Annotated in this window: 11 protein-coding genes; 5 read left to right on the top strand and 6 right to left on the bottom strand. The window is 69.0% G+C overall.

What is annotated here, in order from left to right:
• Nucleotides 1-59 precede the first annotated feature (59 nt).
• Nucleotides 60-1,226, top strand: coding sequence for an RNA-guided endonuclease InsQ/TnpB family protein (locus ACIRVK_RS42610; protein WP_404257073.1), 1,167 nt, complete (start codon nt 60-62; stop codon nt 1,224-1,226).
• 198 nt (nt 1,227-1,424) lie between these two features.
• Here ACIRVK_RS42610 and ACIRVK_RS42615 read toward each other — a convergent pair whose 3' ends face one another.
• Nucleotides 1,425-1,754, bottom strand: coding sequence for a hypothetical protein (locus ACIRVK_RS42615; protein WP_404257075.1), 330 nt, complete (start codon nt 1,752-1,754; stop codon nt 1,425-1,427).
• A 276-nt stretch (nt 1,755-2,030) separates the two neighbouring features.
• Between ACIRVK_RS42615 and ACIRVK_RS42620 the strand changes: the two genes are divergently transcribed.
• Both ACIRVK_RS42620 and ACIRVK_RS42625 read left to right on the top strand, forming a co-directional pair.
• On the top strand, nt 2,031-3,614 hold the full coding sequence (locus ACIRVK_RS42620; protein ID WP_404257077.1) for an FMN-binding glutamate synthase family protein: 1,584 nt from the start codon (nt 2,031-2,033) through the stop codon (nt 3,612-3,614).
• Between the two features lie 30 nt (nt 3,615-3,644).
• The gene (locus ACIRVK_RS42625; protein ID WP_404257079.1) at nt 3,645-5,399 is read left to right on the top strand and encodes a thiamine pyrophosphate-dependent enzyme; all 1,755 of its coding nucleotides are present in this window, start codon (nt 3,645-3,647) and stop codon (nt 5,397-5,399) included.
• Between the two features lie 45 nt (nt 5,400-5,444).
• Here ACIRVK_RS42625 and ACIRVK_RS42630 read toward each other — a convergent pair whose 3' ends face one another.
• Nucleotides 5,445-8,960, bottom strand: coding sequence for an AAA family ATPase (locus tag ACIRVK_RS42630; RefSeq protein ID WP_404257081.1), 3,516 nt, complete (start codon nt 8,958-8,960; stop codon nt 5,445-5,447).
• A 392-nt stretch (nt 8,961-9,352) separates the two neighbouring features.
• Complete coding sequence (locus ACIRVK_RS42635; protein ID WP_404257083.1) at nt 9,353-9,781, bottom strand: transposase; 429 nt, start codon at nt 9,779-9,781, stop codon at nt 9,353-9,355.
• Nucleotides 9,782-9,903: 122 nt separating this feature from the next.
• Here ACIRVK_RS42635 and ACIRVK_RS42640 point away from each other — a divergent pair, with 122 nt between their 5' ends.
• Together ACIRVK_RS42640 and ACIRVK_RS42645 are read left to right on the top strand one after the other, a co-directional pair.
• Complete coding sequence (locus ACIRVK_RS42640) at nt 9,904-11,034, top strand: RNA-guided endonuclease InsQ/TnpB family protein (protein ID WP_404257095.1); 1,131 nt, start codon at nt 9,904-9,906, stop codon at nt 11,032-11,034.
• Nucleotides 11,035-11,255: 221 nt separating this feature from the next.
• On the top strand, nt 11,256-11,507 hold the full coding sequence (locus ACIRVK_RS42645; RefSeq protein ID WP_404257085.1) for a hypothetical protein: 252 nt from the start codon (nt 11,256-11,258) through the stop codon (nt 11,505-11,507).
• Between the two features lie 37 nt (nt 11,508-11,544).
• On the opposite strand, the gene ACIRVK_RS42650 is transcribed toward ACIRVK_RS42645, so the two are convergent.
• The 3 genes from ACIRVK_RS42650 to ACIRVK_RS42660 all read right to left on the bottom strand — a co-directional run bounded on the left by ACIRVK_RS42650 (nt 11,545) and on the right by ACIRVK_RS42660 (nt 14,854).
• The gene (locus ACIRVK_RS42650) at nt 11,545-13,692 is read right to left on the bottom strand and encodes an MMPL family transporter (RefSeq protein ID WP_404257087.1); all 2,148 of its coding nucleotides are present in this window, start codon (nt 13,690-13,692) and stop codon (nt 11,545-11,547) included.
• Between the two features lie 347 nt (nt 13,693-14,039).
• Entirely contained in the window at nt 14,040-14,609 is a 570-nt protein-coding gene (locus ACIRVK_RS42655; RefSeq protein ID WP_404257089.1) for a hypothetical protein, read from the bottom strand.
• Complete coding sequence (locus ACIRVK_RS42660) at nt 14,606-14,854, bottom strand: hypothetical protein (RefSeq protein WP_404257091.1); 249 nt, start codon at nt 14,852-14,854, stop codon at nt 14,606-14,608. Before ACIRVK_RS42660 ends, ACIRVK_RS42655 begins: the two co-directional genes overlap by 4 nt.
• Nucleotides 14,855-15,244: the final 390 nt, after the last annotated feature.

Genomic DNA, 15,244 nt, shown 5'->3' on the forward strand with positions numbered 1-15,244 from the left:
GGGGGCGCCCGGCGGGGGGGGCGCCCCCCCGCCCGTCGACATAGATCACCTGGAGTACGATGATCGTCGTGAAGATCGTGACGCAGGTGAAGCTGATGCCGGAGCCTGAGCAGGCTGCCGCGCTGTCTGCGACCCTGCGCACGGTCAATGATCTGGCGTGCTGGGTCTCCGAAGTGGCGTTCGCTCACGGGGTGCCGCGTGAGTACGAGTTGCGCAAGCACACCTACGCCGAACTCAAAGCCCGTGGGCTGGGGGCGCAGGCCGCCCAGCACACCATCAAGAAGGTGCGCGATGCCTACACCACCTTGAAGGCGAACATCCGGTCCGGGAATCTCGGCAAGGGGGGCTCGAAGCGCCGCCGCAAGGCGGAGTCGAAACCGATCATGTTTCGTCCCGATGCCGCGCAGCCGTATGACGACCGGTGTTTGAGCTGGCAGTACGACCAGCGGACGGTCTCGATCTGGACCACCGAAGGCCGGTTGAAGGGCGTGCGGTTCGTGTGCTCGGCCGACGCGTTCAAGGTGCTCCAGGCCTACCGCAAAGGCGAGTGCGACCTGATCGAGCGTGACGGCGTCTTCTACCTGATGGCCACGTGCGAGGTTCCCGAGGCCGAGCCCTACGAGCCGGACGGCTTCATCGGCGTGGATCTCGGCATCGGCAACATCGCCACCGCATCCACCGGCTACCAGGCCGCCGGACGCGCCCTGAACCGCTACCGCAAGTGGCAGCTTGCGCTGCGGGCCAAGCTCCAGAAGAAGCACACCAAGAGCGCGAAGCGGCGGCTCAAGGAGCGCTCCCGCCGCGAGGCGCGGCACGTCAAGAACACCAACCACATCATCGCCAAGACGATCGTGACCGAGGCTGAACGCACCTCGGCCGGAATCTCCCTGGAAGAACTCAGGGGAATCCGGCAGAGGGTACGGCTCCGCAAGCCCCAACGGGTCGCGCTCCACTCCTGGGCATTCGCCCAGCTCACAGACTTCATCGTCTACAAGGCCAAGCGGGCCGGCGTGCCCCTGGTCTTCGTCGACCCCCGGTACACGTCCCAGACCTGCGCCCAGTGCGGCCACCTCGACAAACGCAACCGTGTCGACCAGCAACTGTTCATCTGCCGGGAGTGCGGGGTCGTTGCCCACGCCGACCGGAACGCTTCCCACAACATCGCCACCCGAGGCGAGAACGTGTGGAACGCGGGGCGTGAGTCACGCGTCCCTGCCACCCCATAGGGGTGGCTGGACGGAGGAGTCAACCCAGCAGCCAGTTGGGCACTACCTCCAAACCCGGTCCTTCAGGGCCGGGCCAAGTTGACGCGTAGTAGTGGATCGTGCCGTGCAGAGCGGGTTCGCCTCCCCCACGGTGCTGCACGAAGGTAGCGGCGAAGGCTTTGATGGTGCCGTCGTCCCCACGGGCTAGCCTGGTCACCGTCAGTACTCCCGATGCGGTGTTGCACCGCGTCCGTTTCCGAAGACGTCGAGTCCTGCCACCGAGGGAACATAACTGCCCTGTGCCTGGTAGGTCCGTCTCGCGACGAACTGTTCGCCGTCGGGCGGGGGCAGGAGCGCGGTCGGGTAGTCCCGCTTGCCGGAGATGTCGTACTGGACCCCGTCGCCGTACCACCTGAGCGCGAAGGTGCTGGTGGCACCCTGGTGTGTCTGGCTCCTGCCCTGGCCTATGTAGTCGCCGGCCTGCTCCGCCAGCGTGCCCGATGCCCACCAGCGATCCCGCGCCGGGTCGACAATGGAGCTGACCCGCACCTGGAACCCATCCGCTCGGTGATCGCCACACCGCGGGCCAGCAGTGGCTCCTCACCCGGCTTGAGCCGGCTCGAGGGAGCGGTGACGACCACCAGGTCGCCAGTACGTAGAGCACGGGGCCGAAGGATCGCAGGCATGGGATCTCCTCAGTGTTGATCAACAATGGCGAGCAACAGGGCCCCGTAGCGCCGGTACTCCTCCCACCCCTCCCGCGACTTGCCGTTTTCTTGACGGAATCCCAGGACTGGCACGCCGATCCCGGGCAATGAGCGTGGGGTGATACGTACGGTAATCATCGCTCTGTTCCTGGCCGGCGGCGTCGCGGCGGCCGTCGCCGCGGTCGGTCTCTCGCCCTGGTGGAGCCTGGCCGCCGTGCCGTTGTGTCTGATGGGGCTGCTGGGCGTGGCGGATCTGGTGCAGCGGCGGCATTCCGTGTTGCGGAACTATCCGGTTCTGGGGCATGCCCGCTTCCTCATGGAGCGGATCCGCCCGGAACTCCAGCAGTACTTCATCGAGCGGAACTACGACGGTCGGCCCTTCGACCGGGACGTGCGCAGCATCGTCTACGAGCGGGCGAAGGGCACCGACGCCGAGCAGCCGTACGGCACCGAGCGGGACGTGTACCGGCCCGGTTACGAGTTCCTGGTGCCGTCGATGGCTCCGTGCCCGGTGCCGAAGACGCCGCCGCGGGTGCGGATCGGCGGGCCGGACTGCAGCCGCCCGTACGACATGGCGCTGCTGAACGTGTCGGCGATGAGTTTCGGCTCGCTGTCGGCGAATGCGATCCTCGCGCTCAACGGCGGTGCGGCGGCCGGGGGTTTCGCCCATGATACCGGTGAGGGCGGTCTGTCGGAGTACCACCTGAGGCCGGGTGGGGACCTGGTGTGGGAGATCGGCACCGGGTACTTCGGCTGCCGCACCGCGGACGGTGACTTCGACCCGGCCGAGTTCGCCGACAAGGCCGCGCACGATCACGTGAAATGTGTGTCGCTGAAGCTTTCGCAGGGGGCCAAACCCGGGATCGGCGGGGTCCTGCCGGGGGCGAAGGTCAATGCCGAGATCGCGCGGGTACGGGACGTTCCCGAGGGGCGGACGGTGATCTCGCCGCCGTACCACAAGGTGTTCTCCACCCCGCGCGAACTCGTGCGGTTCATCGCCCGGATGCGGGAGCTGTCCGGTGGCAAACCGACCGGGTTCAAGCTGTGCGTGGGCTCGCGTCGGCAGTTCCTCGCCGTGTGCAAAGCCATGGCGGCGGAGGGCACGGCGCCCGACTTCATCATCGTCGACGGCGGCGAGGGCGGCACCGGAGCAGCGCCCCTGGAGTTCGCCGACCACGTGGGAACACCGCTGACCGAGGGGCTGCACGTCGTGCACAACGCCCTCGTCGGCGCGGGCCTGCGCGACCAGGTCAAGGTCGGGGCGAGCGGCAAGATCGCCACCGGGACCGATCTGGTCAAGCGTCTGGTGCAGGGTGCCGACTACGGCAACGCGGCGCGGGCGATGATGTTCGCCGTCGGCTGCATCCAGGCCCAGCGCTGTCACACCAACACCTGTCCCACCGGCGTGACGACGCAGGACCCCCGGCGCGCCCGCGCCCTCGACGTGCGGGACAAGACGCCGCGTGTGCAGCGCTTCCAGGAGGCCACCGTGGCCAGCGCCCTGCAGATCATGGCGTCCATGGGCGTGACCGATCCCGCTGATCTGCGCCCGCACATGCTCCGTCGGCGTATCGACCCTCACACCGAGTGCTCATACGAGGAGTTGTACGAGTGGCTGGAGCCGGGGCAGCTGCTCGCCGAGCCCCCGCGCTCCTGGGCGGCCGACTGGAAGGCCGCCGATCCCGACCGCTTCACCGTCTGACTGCCGATCCGTATGACCTGGAGGAACAACGTGGCCCGTACCGTCGCCCGCGTCATCGTGGACGCACTGAGCGAACTCGGCGTGCGCCAGGTGTTCGGCGTCGTGGGAGACGCGCTCAACCCCCTCACGGACGCCATCCGCACCACCGAGGGCCTGGAGTGGGTGGGTTGCCGGCACGAGGAGGCGGCGGCCTTCGCCGCGGGCGCCCAGTCGCAGCTCTCCGGCACCCTCGGGGTCTGTATGGGCACCGTCGGCCCCGGCTCCGTCCACCTGCTCAACGGACTGTACGACGCGGCCAAGAGCCACACGCCCGTCCTGGCGATCGCCGGACAGGTGCCGCTCGCCGAGCTCGGCACCGACTACTTCCAGGAAGTCGACAACGACGCCCTCTTCAGCGACGTGGCCGTCTTCCGCGCCACCATCACCTCCTCGGACCAACTGCCGCAGATGCTGGAGACGGCCGTTCGCCATGCCCTGGGCCGCAAGGGCGTCGCCGTCCTGACCGTCCCCGGCGACCTGGGCGACCGCGTACTGAGCACCGACCGGCCGGCCCGGTTCGCGCTGGACGCGCCGGTCAGCCGGCCAGAGGAGCCCGCGGTGCGGCGCGCCGCCGAGCTGCTGGACCGTGCCGAGCGGGTCACGCTCCTGGTCGGACGGGGCGCGCGGGGCGCTCGCGAGGACGTACTGGCCCTCGCCGACCGGCTGGCCGCGCCGATGGTCCTCACGCTCAAGGCCAAGGAAGGCTTCGAAGGCGAGGCCAACCCCTTCCAGGTCGGCCAGACCGGGCTGATCGGCAATCCGGCGGCCGCGTCAGCCCTCCAGGACGCGGACACCCTGCTGCTCCTGGGAACCGACTTCCCCTACCGCGACTGGTATCCGGAGGGGAAGACCGTCATCCAGGTGGACACCGAGGCCGCCCACGTCGGACGGCGGGTGCCCGTCGAGGTCGGTCTCGTCGGCGACACCGGCGCTACCGTGCGCGACCTCCTCACCCACCTTCCCGCCGGGAGTGACGGTGCCAGGGACCGGACGCATCTGGAGAAGGCGCGTCAGCGTTTCGAGCAGTGGCGTGAGGGACAGGCCCGGCTCGCCGACCCCGCCCACGACAAGGGGCTGCTCGGCCGCGTGCGCTCCTCGCTCGACAACCGCAGCCACGGCATCCGGCCGGAGGCGCTGGCGGCCGTGGTGGACCGGCTGGCCGCCGACGACGCCGTGTTCACCTCCGACACGGGTATGGCGACCGTATGGCTCTCGCGATTCGTCGAGATGCGCGGCGAGCGGCGGCTCATCGGCTCCTACAACCTCGGCTCGATGGCCAACGCCATGCCGCAGGCGCTGGGCGCCCAGTGTCTCGACCGGGATCGGCAGGTCGTGGCCTTCTGCGGAGACGGCGGTCTGAGCATGCTCCTCGGCGACCTCATGACCCTGAAGACGCATCAACTGCCCGTGAAACTGGTCGTCTTCGACAACCGCCGCCTGGGCATGGTCAAACTCGAGCAGGAACAGGCGGGGCTCCCGGAGTTCGGCACGGTCCTGGACAACCCCGACTTCGCCGCCGTGGCCACGGCCATGGGCATCACCGGCATCCGCGTGACCGACCCGGGCAACCTGGAGAAGGCGGTACGCCGCGCCTTCGACGCGCCGGGACCGGTACTGCTCGACGTGCTCACCAACCCCGACGAGATCGCGGTGCCGGCCAAGCCGACCGTTGAGCAGGGCTGGGGATTCGCGGTGGCCAAGGTCAAGGAGATCGTCCGCAGCCACGGCGACGACAGCGCGCACTGAAGGCGGTCCGCGGCAGGCGCGGGGCACCGTGACGACGGCCGAGGGCTAGGCCGTGGTCGTGGGGGTGGGTTCGGGCAGCAGGTGGGTGCGGCGCTCCTCCCGGGTGAGGGAGCGGAAGATCCGGTCCCGTGCGGCCGACAGGAGCGAGGCGATGTCCCTTTCCGCGGCCCAGAGCCGGATCGTACGGTCCTCGGCTGCGGAGACCACGCTGCGGCTGTCCGGCAGCCACGCGACCGAGGTGCAGCGGTCGCGGTGGATGCCGATCACCCTGCTCTCCCCGCCGGGCGACGGATTCCACAGACGGACCGTGCGGTCGTCCGAGCCGGTGGCGATACGGCTGCCGTCCGGGGACCAGGCGAGTCCGCGGACGCGGGCGTCATGCCCTTTCAGCAGGTGCAGGAGTGCGCCGGTGGCGGTGTCCCAGACGCGTACGGTCCAGTCGGCGGAGCTGGTGGCGAGCCGGGTGCCGTCGGGGGACCAGGCGATCGCGTCGACCCAGCTCTGGTGGCCCGTCAGGTGATGCAGGAGGCGGCGCCCGGCCACGTCCCAGATCTGGGCGGTGTGGTCGTCCGAGCCGGTGGCGAGCATCGTCGCGGTCGGGGACCAGGCGACCGCGCAGACCCATTGGGAGTGCTCCCCGTAGTGGCCCAGCTCCGCGCCTGTCGTGGCGTCCAGGACGGTGGCGCGGTTGTCGCGTCCGCCGATGGCGAGGCGACCCCCGTCCGGGGACCATGCCACGGCCTCGATGGTCTCCCCTCCGGTGAACAGCGTCCGGTGCTCGTCGGAGGCGAGAGGGTGCCAGATCCTGACGGTGTTGTCGTCGGCGCAGCTCGCGAGCCGGCGACCGTCGGGATGCCATCGCACGCCGTTGATGCCGGCGGTGTGGCCGGTGAGGGATGTGACGGGTCGCCCGGTGTCCATGTGCCAGATCCGCACCCCGTGGCCGCTGCCGCCCGCGACGTGGGCACCGTCGGGTGTGATGTCGACGCTGATGACGGGTGAGGGGTGATCGCCCATCTGCCGCAGCTCGGTGCTGTGCGTGCCCAGCGTCCAGATCCGGGCCGTGCCGTCCTCGGCGCTGGTGGCGATGCGGTCGCCGCGGGGGGACCAGGCCAGGGCCTGGACCCTGTCGGTGTGGCCGCACAGCCGGGCGAGTTCGCCGCCGTGGTCGAGCGCCCGTATGTGGACGGCGGGTCCGCGTGAGGAGACGGCGAAGCTGTCGCCTCGCGGATTGCAGCGCAGGTCGGTGATGAGTTCGTTCGGTTCCGGGAAGAGCCGTCTGAGCCGCCCGGTGCCCGAGTCCAGGACCTTGATCCGTTCCTCGCCGCTGACCAGGAAGGTGCCGTCCGGCGTCCAGGAGACGGGGGCGGCGCGGTTGTTGGAACGTTCGAGTACGCGTACGGGCTGCCCGGTCCCGACGTCCCAGACGACGCAGGTCCTGTCGTAGGAGGCGGAGAGCAGCCGGGTGCCGTCCGGGGACCAGACGAGCCGGTAGATCTCGTTGCGGTGACCGGACAGGTCCGCCGTCTGCCGCCAGTCGGCGGTGTCGAAGAGCAGGATGCGCCGGTCGCGCGAGCAGACCGCCAGCAAGGAGCCGTCGGGGGACCAGGCGACGTCCCGCACTATGTCGGTGAACGCGGCCAGGACGGCGACGGTCTCCCCCGACGCCGCGTCCCACACCCGGGCCGTACAGTCGCGCGACGCGGTGGCCACCCGCCGCGAGTCCGGCGACCAGTGCACGGCGCCGACTCCCGACGCATGTCCCTCCAGCAGCAGGGCGGGCACGCCGGAAGCGGCGTCCCAGATGCGGGCGGTCCCGTCCATCGACCCGGTGGCGATCCACGCCTCGTCGGGCGACCACGCTATCGCGCGCACCCCTGCCGTGTGGCCGGTGAGGACGGCCTGGGTGTGGTTGTGGGCGAGCGCGGCCATCATGGCCCGGACCGCGGTGGCAGTGGGCGGGCACTCGGCGAGGACGGTGGCCGCGAGGAGAGTGCCCAGTTCCGGATCACGTTCGGCGTTGGCCAGGACGTACTGGCCGACCGCCTCGGAGACCTGCTTCAGGAAGGTCCGGTCCCTGCTGCGGGAGGCGGTGACCAGTTCCCGCATGTCCGCGGTCGCCTCCCCGGCCGACTCCAGACCGGTCAGCCACCGGCGGGCCAGTCCGAGTCGCTCCCCGGTCAGGAGATAGTCGGGGCTGTATCCCGAGGACCGCCAGTCGGCCGCCCAACGCTCCAGCTCACTACGGCTGTTGAGCCGCTCGGCACGCACCGTCACCTGCTGGTGCAGCGGCGGCCACTGACGGAACAGGGCCTCGTGTGCCACCTGCACCATGGGAAGGCTGTCAACCTGAGTGACGACGAGCAGCCGTGCCTTGTCGAACGGGCGCAGGATCTCCCGTTCCTGATCCGACAGGCCGGCCAACGGCACCCGGCGCTTGACCGGTTCGCCGCCCTCCATGCCCACGAGCCGCAACAGCACGGCAAGGACGGTGTCCGCGCCGTGCCGGTCGACGACGGTGGCGAACACCTCGTCCGCCTGGCGGGCCAGCGCGCCGGCGACGCCGCCGAGGGACAGGTAGCTCGCCTTGGTGGCCAGCCGGGACTCGCCAATCGACAGGTAGAGCTCGCGCAGGAGGTAGGCGAGCAGCGGCAGCGCGTCCGCGGTGCCGGTGTCGTCGACGATGTGCGCGACCAGCCCGGGCTCGAAGGTCACCCCGGCCAGCCGGGCGGGCTGCTCGACAGCGGCGACGAGTTCGGCGGTGGACATGGCGCCCAGCGCCATCGGTGAGGTGAACAACTGCGGCTGGCCGAAGGCCAGGAAGTCCTGGAGGAACTCCACCCGCAAGGTGGCGACGACCCACAGGCGACGGTCGTCGGCGAGGGCCGCGAAGACGGACGCGAGGAACGTTTCTCTGTCGGCCTCCGACGAGTCCGTGATCAGTTCCTCCAACTGGTCGATCACCAGCAGCGTGCGCCCCGGCAGTACGCCGCCCGCGGCACGCGTCCTGCGCACCCCCACGAGATCACCTGCCCGCAGACGCCGGACGACCTCGTCCCGGTCCAGCCCCGCCGCCCGGGTCAGACTGTGAGCGAGGTGATGCAGAGGCTCGGAGCCCGGCACCATCATCGGCAGCACGGTCCACCGCGAGCGCAGCAGACGCGGCAGGACCCCGGCATGCACCAGCGAACTCTTCCCGCTGCCCGACGTCCCCGTGACACACACGAACCGCTCCTGCGGATCGGGCGTGGAGGTGTTCAGCCGTCGCACGATCTGCGCGACCTCCTCGTCCCGTCCGAAGAACACGGCCGCCTCCGAGCGGCCGAAGGGGGCGAGGCCCGGGTAGGGGGTGTCCTGCGGATCCCAGGCGGGCCGCGGCGCGGCGGGATGCGTCTGCCGGTGCACCACCACCTGGCCCACGACGACCACGCCCAGCAGGACGATCACCACGAACGGCGCGATCCAGTCGAGGGAGCGCACGATGGGCGACTCGACCGCGTTCGCGGCGAAGTTGGCCGCGACCTCAAGGAACGTGGCCGAGACCAGGACCGCGATCTGCATCGTCTGAGGCGAGCGTTGCCGCATGCGCTTCCCCCTAGTCGCTAGGTGCTGCCCCGTCGCAGACCTCTCGAAACCGAGGAAGCCGACAAACCGGCACGCCGTCGAGCCGCCGAACTACATCGCGCGCAGGGCGCGTTGAGCCGAAGCGGAACAAAGACGTACCACCTGCGCACGCGGGCGCGTTGCCTCCAGCATGGACCGCACCGTGACCACCGGGCTCCTTGTCCCGGAAGACGAGGAACAGCAGACGTCAGGAAGGGGAAAGGAAGTCTGCGTGCGATCCGCCGGACCGGACAAGCAACCATGCGGGTGAGGTCTGACGCCGCGCACGCCCTACCGTGTCCTATGCGGTGAGGCGGATCAGCATTGATCTAGCGCGGTACCCTGGGCGTTCACGCTCGGGAGGAAGCGCTTCTTGACGCTGCTGTGACCCGTGTGGGTGCACGGGTCTGTGCTGTTGACCTCAGCCGGGACGTTTCTGGTTCTCGATGTGCTCCTTGATGACGGCGTGCGGGGCGCCCCGGCCACGAGGCGGCGAGGTAGGACGGCGACCAGAAGTGCTCACCCCACCGGTACTTACGGATAGGGGCTGGGACCTCCGGCCGCAGGCGCTGGGCGGAGACACCCGTGAGGGACCCTACGCGTCGGGAGTGGCGGCCTTGGGCGGGTAGTGCACGAGCAGGTGCACGTGATCGCGGTCGCCGTTGAACTCCCGCAGCTTCGCGCCGAAGGTCCGTACCCCCGTCGTGCATGACCTCTTCGCAGCGCCGAAGGATCTTGTCGGTGAACGGTCCGCGACCGTACCTGGGGGTGAAGAGCACGTGTGCGTGGAGGGTGTGGATGACGCTACGGACCCTGCGGGTATGGGGATTTGACTCTCAGCGGGGTGAGACAGAGCACTGCTACGATCGCGCCGGTGAAGATCGTGACGCAGGTCAAGCTCATGCCGGACGCCGCGCAGGCATCCGTGCTTGAGCGCACCCTGTGCACGGTCAATGACGCCGCGAACTGGGTGTCGAAGGTGGCGTTCGCCCACGGGGTGCCGCGTGAATATGAGTTGCGCAAGCACACCTACGCCGAACTCAAAGCCCGTGGGCTGGGAGCGCAGGCTGCGCAACACGTCATCAAGAAGGTGCGCGACTCGTACACCACGCTCAAGGCCAACATCCGTGCCGGGAACCTCGGAAAGGAAGGCTCGAAGCGCCGCCGCAAGGCGGAGTCGAAGGCGATCATGTTCCGGCCCGATGCCGCGCAGCCGTATGACGACCGGTGTTTGAGCTGGCAGTACGACCAGCGGACCGTGTCCATCTGGACCGTGGGCGGCCGGGTCAAGAACGTGCCGTTCGTGTGCTCTGCGGATGCGCTCAGGATGCTCCAGGCCTACCGCAAGGGCGAGTGCGACCTGATCGAGCGTGACGGCGTCTTCTATCTGATCGCTACGTGTGAGGTTCCCGAGGCCGAAACGTACGAGCCGGACAGTTTCATCGGCGTGGATCTCGGCATCGTCAACATCGCCACCACATCCACCGGCTACCTCGCCGCCGGTCGGGGGCTCAACCGGTACCGCAAGCGGCAGCTTGCCCTGCGGGCCAAGCTCCAGAAGAAGCGCACCAAGTCCGCCAGGCGGCGGCTCAGGGCCCGTGCCCGGCGCGAGGCGCGGCACGCCGCCAACCAGAACCACATCATCGCCAAGACGATCGTGACCGAGGCTGAACGCACCGGACGCGGCCTGTCCCTGGAAGAACTCAAGGGCATCCGCAACCGGGTACGGCTCCGCAAGCCCCAACGGGTCGCACTCCATGCCTGGGCCTTCGCCCAGCTCGCAGACTTCATCGTCTACAAGGCCAAGCGGGCCGGGGTACCCCTGGTCTTCGTCGACCCCCGGTACACGTCCCAGACATGCGCCGCGTGCGGCCACGTCGACAAACGCAACCGTGTCGACCAGCAACTTTTCATCTGCCGGGGGTGCGGGGTCGTTGCCCACGCCGACCGGAACGCTTCCCACAACATCGCCACCCGTGGCGAGAGCGTGTGGAACGCGGGGCGTGAGTCACGCGCCCCTGCCACCCCATAGGGGTGGCTGGACGGAGGAGCCAACCCAGCAGCCAGCTGGGCACTACCTCCAAGACCGGCCCTTCAGGGCCGGTCAAGTTGACTCGCTTGTAGCAGTACAGGGTGGCGGCGTGGCCGAGAGAGGTAGTTGCGGGGATCGCGTTCCTAGCGGGGGCTGAGCCGCCGGTGGTCGGACAGCCACGAGATGGTGCGCTGGATGACCCAGCGCTTCTCGGGTGGCTGGTGCACCGCGCCGTCGTCGCTGCGACCCTCGCAACGGCCCTGCTGTTGATCTGCGACGCGTGGTTCGACGTGTCTCTCGCCTTCGGCACCCCGGAGATCTGGCTGTCGGCGGCACTGGCCGTGTTCGCCGAACTTCCTCTGGAATCCTTCTACCTGATCCGAGGGGTGACGGGGATGATCTCGTTGGCGCAGTGGCCCTCCGCCAGGGCCGAGGCGTGCAGTGACGAGCAGGCCACCGACCGGGACACCTGAAGGATCCGCGGAACGGCGGCCATGTGCTCCGCCGAGGTCAGTTCGGGCGCCGCTGCGCCGCGGGCGTCACCGTCTCCGGGTGCGGATACGACGGCGCCACCCGCAGCGGGCGGGCCGCCCAGCCGGGCAGGTGCCAGTTCCACGGGCCGAACAGCGAAACGAGCGACGGAACCAGCAACATCCGCACGATGGTCGCATCCAGAAGGATGCCGATGCCAAGGCCTGTCGCCAGCGTCTTCAGATCGGTGCCGGGGCCGGAGGCGAGCGCGGCGAAGGCGAGGAAGAGGATCAGCGCGGCGCTGGTGACCAGCCGGCCGGTGCGCCCGAGGCCCTCGATCACGGCGGCGTCGGTGGAGCGGCCGGTGTCGTACTCCTCTCGGATGCGGGAGAGGATGAACACCTCGTAGTCCATGGACAGTCCGAACAGGAACGCGAAGACCATCAGCGGGATCCAGAAGGTGATCGCGCCGGTGGCCGCGATGCCGAAGACCGCGTTGGAGCCGTGCCCGTCCTGCCAGAAGATCACCATCAGGCCGAGGGTCGCCGCAAGGGAGATCAGGTTCAACAAGATCGCTTTGAACGGCAGCAGCAGGGAGCGGAAGGCGCGCACCAGCAGGACGTACGTCAGCAGGGCGATGATGGTGAGCATCAGAGGGAAGTTGCCGTAGACGGCATGCATGAAGTCGATCTGTGCCGCGCCGATGCCGGCGACACCGAGGACGCCGGGCAGGCCGTCCGCGGCAGTCTTGACCCGTTTGACCACGCCGACACTCTTGGAGTTCACGGTCTCGTGGTCGGGGATGACGACGACGATGCTCTGCCCGGCGCGGTTGGCGGCCGGTCCGGACGGCACGAACACGCTGCTGACACCGTCGATGCCGGCGAGCTTGGCGGCGGCTGTGCGGGCCCGGTCGGTGCGGACCAGGATCTCCATGGGGGTCAGGGCGCCAGTTGGCACACCGCCGAGCTTCAGGGTCTGCAGGGTCTCGTAGGCCGGGCCGCTCTTGGCCAGTGACTCGGACGAGGCGAGACCGATCTTGATGCCGAGGAAGACTCCGGTCAGTGCGAAGAGTGCGGCCAGCGCAGTGGCGGCGGCGATCCAGCGGCGTCGTACCACAGCAGTGGTCCACCGGCTCCAGAAGCGGCTGGCCCGGTTCTCGTGCCGGATCTTCGGCCAGTCGACTCTCGGTCCGATGCCGCCCAGGATCGCCGGGGTGAGCGTGAGCGTCGTCAGCACGCTTGCCAGGGGGATGAGGGCTCCGCCGTAGCCCATGCTCCGCATGAACGGGACCGGCAGGACCACCAGCGCCAGCAGACCGATCGCGACGGTGACGCCGCTGAACAGCACGGCGTGTCCGGCGCGTTCCATCGCGACGACGACCGCGTCGTGGTTGTCCCGGCCGTGGTCGCGCTCCTCGCGCCAGCGGGTGACGAACAGCAGTGAGTAGTCGATCGCCACGCCCAGGCCGATGAGGGCGACCAGGAACTGCACGATGAACGACACATCGGTCGCATAGGTGAGCGGCAGCAGCATCACGAAGGTCGCGAGGATCGACACCGCGGCCACCACCAGCGGCAGCAGGGCCAGGAAGGATGCGAACACGAAGGCGAGTACGGCCAGGGCGCCGACGGCGCCGAGGAGTGTCTCCCCGAGGACGCCGGGCCCACCCCCGTTGTTGCCGCCGGAGGCCAGCACGTCTTCCCCCGTCACGCCGACCGCAGACCCCGCCGGCACGGCGTGCTGCGCCGCCGACCGGATCGGATCGGTGAGCAGCTTCTGGCTGGGTGACGGGTTGAAGCGGTAGAACACCAGGGCATAAGCAGTGCGGTCGTCCTTCGTCCGGAACGCCTTGTCCCCGGTGTTCGCCTCGTCGATCACCCGTAGGCCGGGGACGGCTGTGCCGGCGGCCGTGAACGCCCGCCCGACGTCCTGCTCGTGACCGGTGACCGTCTGCCCCGCGGGGAATGTGACCGAGACCAGATAGGGGTTCGTGTCACCGCCGCTGCCGAAGGTGCGCTCGATGCGGTGGGCTGTCACCGTGCCGGGCTTACCGGGCAGGGAGAAGTCGATCGTCAGCCGGTTCGTCGTCCGGCCGGCCAGAAGAACGCCGGCGACGAGCACCAGTCCCCAGAAACCCACTACCGCCTTGCGATGCCGCAGAACGAACTCGGCCCACCGCCGCATGCTCGGGCCCTCCCCACGTCGTAGGTTGCGGGAGCTTAACGCTATGCACGCTTCCTTCACTATCAGGCGAATCGACGACTTTTGATGCGATCCAGCGCCGTGTCGACCAGGACTCATCGGGGATGACTGCGTTCTCCGGCCAGTGCGGCTCGGGCTCGAGAACCGGATCCAGGCGGTCGGTGCAGACGGCGTACTTCCAGGACTTCACCCACATGCCCTGTTAATTGCGGGCGTCCTGGACGTCACCAGCCCCTAACACGGCTGACAGTGGTGCCTGGACCGGCCCTGTGTCCGCCGCGATCGGCAGGGCGCCGATCGAGGCGGGCACAGCCGGTGGCCGTATGGCCTTACCCGGCAGACGAGAGGCCTTTTGCGGCTGAGGTGATGTGATGGCGTGTCACCTTGGCGATCTCCTCCCAGAACGGTTTGGCGGTGAGGTAGGTGCCGAGTGCGGCAAGGACGCCGAGGGAGACGTCGACGCTGAGACGTCCCTGCTTGGCCCAGTAGACGTCCTGCAGGTCGAGCAGCAAGGCGAACTCGTCGGTGATCAGGGCGGTTCCGGCGCCGTAGGCAGCGGCAACCGCAGGGTGGCCGACGGCACGTTCGTCACCGCGTACGGCGATCAGCCCGATGCCGGCCAGCGTGACGATGCCGACGTTGTAGTGGTGCAGGTGCTCGCCGCCGGCGGAGATGTTGCCCCACGGCAGCCAGCCGCCCCGGATACCGTGCGTGATCAAGCGCACCATGCCCCATGTCGTGCCAAAGGACGCCCACGTGATGACGAGCGACCGTTTGGTCGGGGTGAGATTCCGGTCCGCGGCCTCGCGCCATCGCTCAACCAACTGCGGCCGGGCGGCTGCGCGTGCCCCGTCGGCTGCCACGCCCTTGGGCGGCACTCCGGCCGTCGGCCCGCTCACGCCCGCCGCTCCCCACCCTGGCCATCGGCCGGTGTGTCGGCGAGGCCTGCACCGACCGCGGCGGCCACGTGCTTCATGCTGAGACGGCAGGGATCCTCGCGCTCCATCGCGCCTTCTGTCGTGCCGGTCGCCTTCCCGTTCAGCGGCTGGCCGCAAAGAGAACGGCCATCACGATCGAGAGCGTGCCAGAGCAGTCCTGGGCCGTTTTCGGTTGCCAGTCCTTCGGCGAGCATGCTGTACATCATCCACCTCCCACACGAACGCGGTTGCGGTCCACCAGCGCCATGAGACAGCCCATTCACCCAAACCGGCGAGCCGGGCCCGCCGAACGGATGAATCGCATGGATCGGTAAATGTGTCGCACGCCGTTGCAGGCGCCGGGATACTTCCTCGGTGACTCTCACCGCTGAGACTCACCGCACCTCCCCGGCCGTCCCAACTGTTGCGGCCTCGGGCTCTCGTGCCCGGAGACCTTGTCGTGGTCGCGGCGCTGTCTGGGCCTCTCGATGCCAGGTACGCGCCCGATCTCGAACGGACGGTGGGAGTGTAAATCTAACGGCGGATCCGACGATCATGGGAGAGACGTCAAGTGACTGATACCGCCGTGGAGTTGGAGACCGTGGAGCCTGTCCAGA

This window comes from Streptomyces sp. NPDC101152 (assembly GCF_044768275.1).
In the GTDB taxonomy this organism is placed as follows: domain Bacteria; phylum Actinomycetota; class Actinomycetes; order Streptomycetales; family Streptomycetaceae; genus Streptomyces.

Bases quoted from the DNA above. Each gene is read 5' to 3' on its own strand.
- ACIRVK_RS42650 (WP_404257087.1), bottom strand. From the start codon at position 13,692: ATGCGGCGGTGGGCCGAGTTCGTTCTGCGGCATCGCAAGGCGGTAGTG.
- ACIRVK_RS42630 (WP_404257081.1), bottom strand. From the start codon at position 8,960: ATGCAGATCGCGGTCCTGGTCTCGGCCACGTTCCTTGAGGTCGCGGCC.
- ACIRVK_RS42660 (WP_404257091.1), bottom strand. From the start codon at position 14,854: ATGATGTACAGCATGCTCGCCGAAGGACTGGCAACCGAAAACGGCCCA.
- ACIRVK_RS42640 (WP_404257095.1), top strand. From the start codon at position 9,904: ATGCCGGACGCCGCGCAGGCATCCGTGCTTGAGCGCACCCTGTGCACG.
- ACIRVK_RS42610 (WP_404257073.1), top strand. From the start codon at position 60: ATGATCGTCGTGAAGATCGTGACGCAGGTGAAGCTGATGCCGGAGCCT.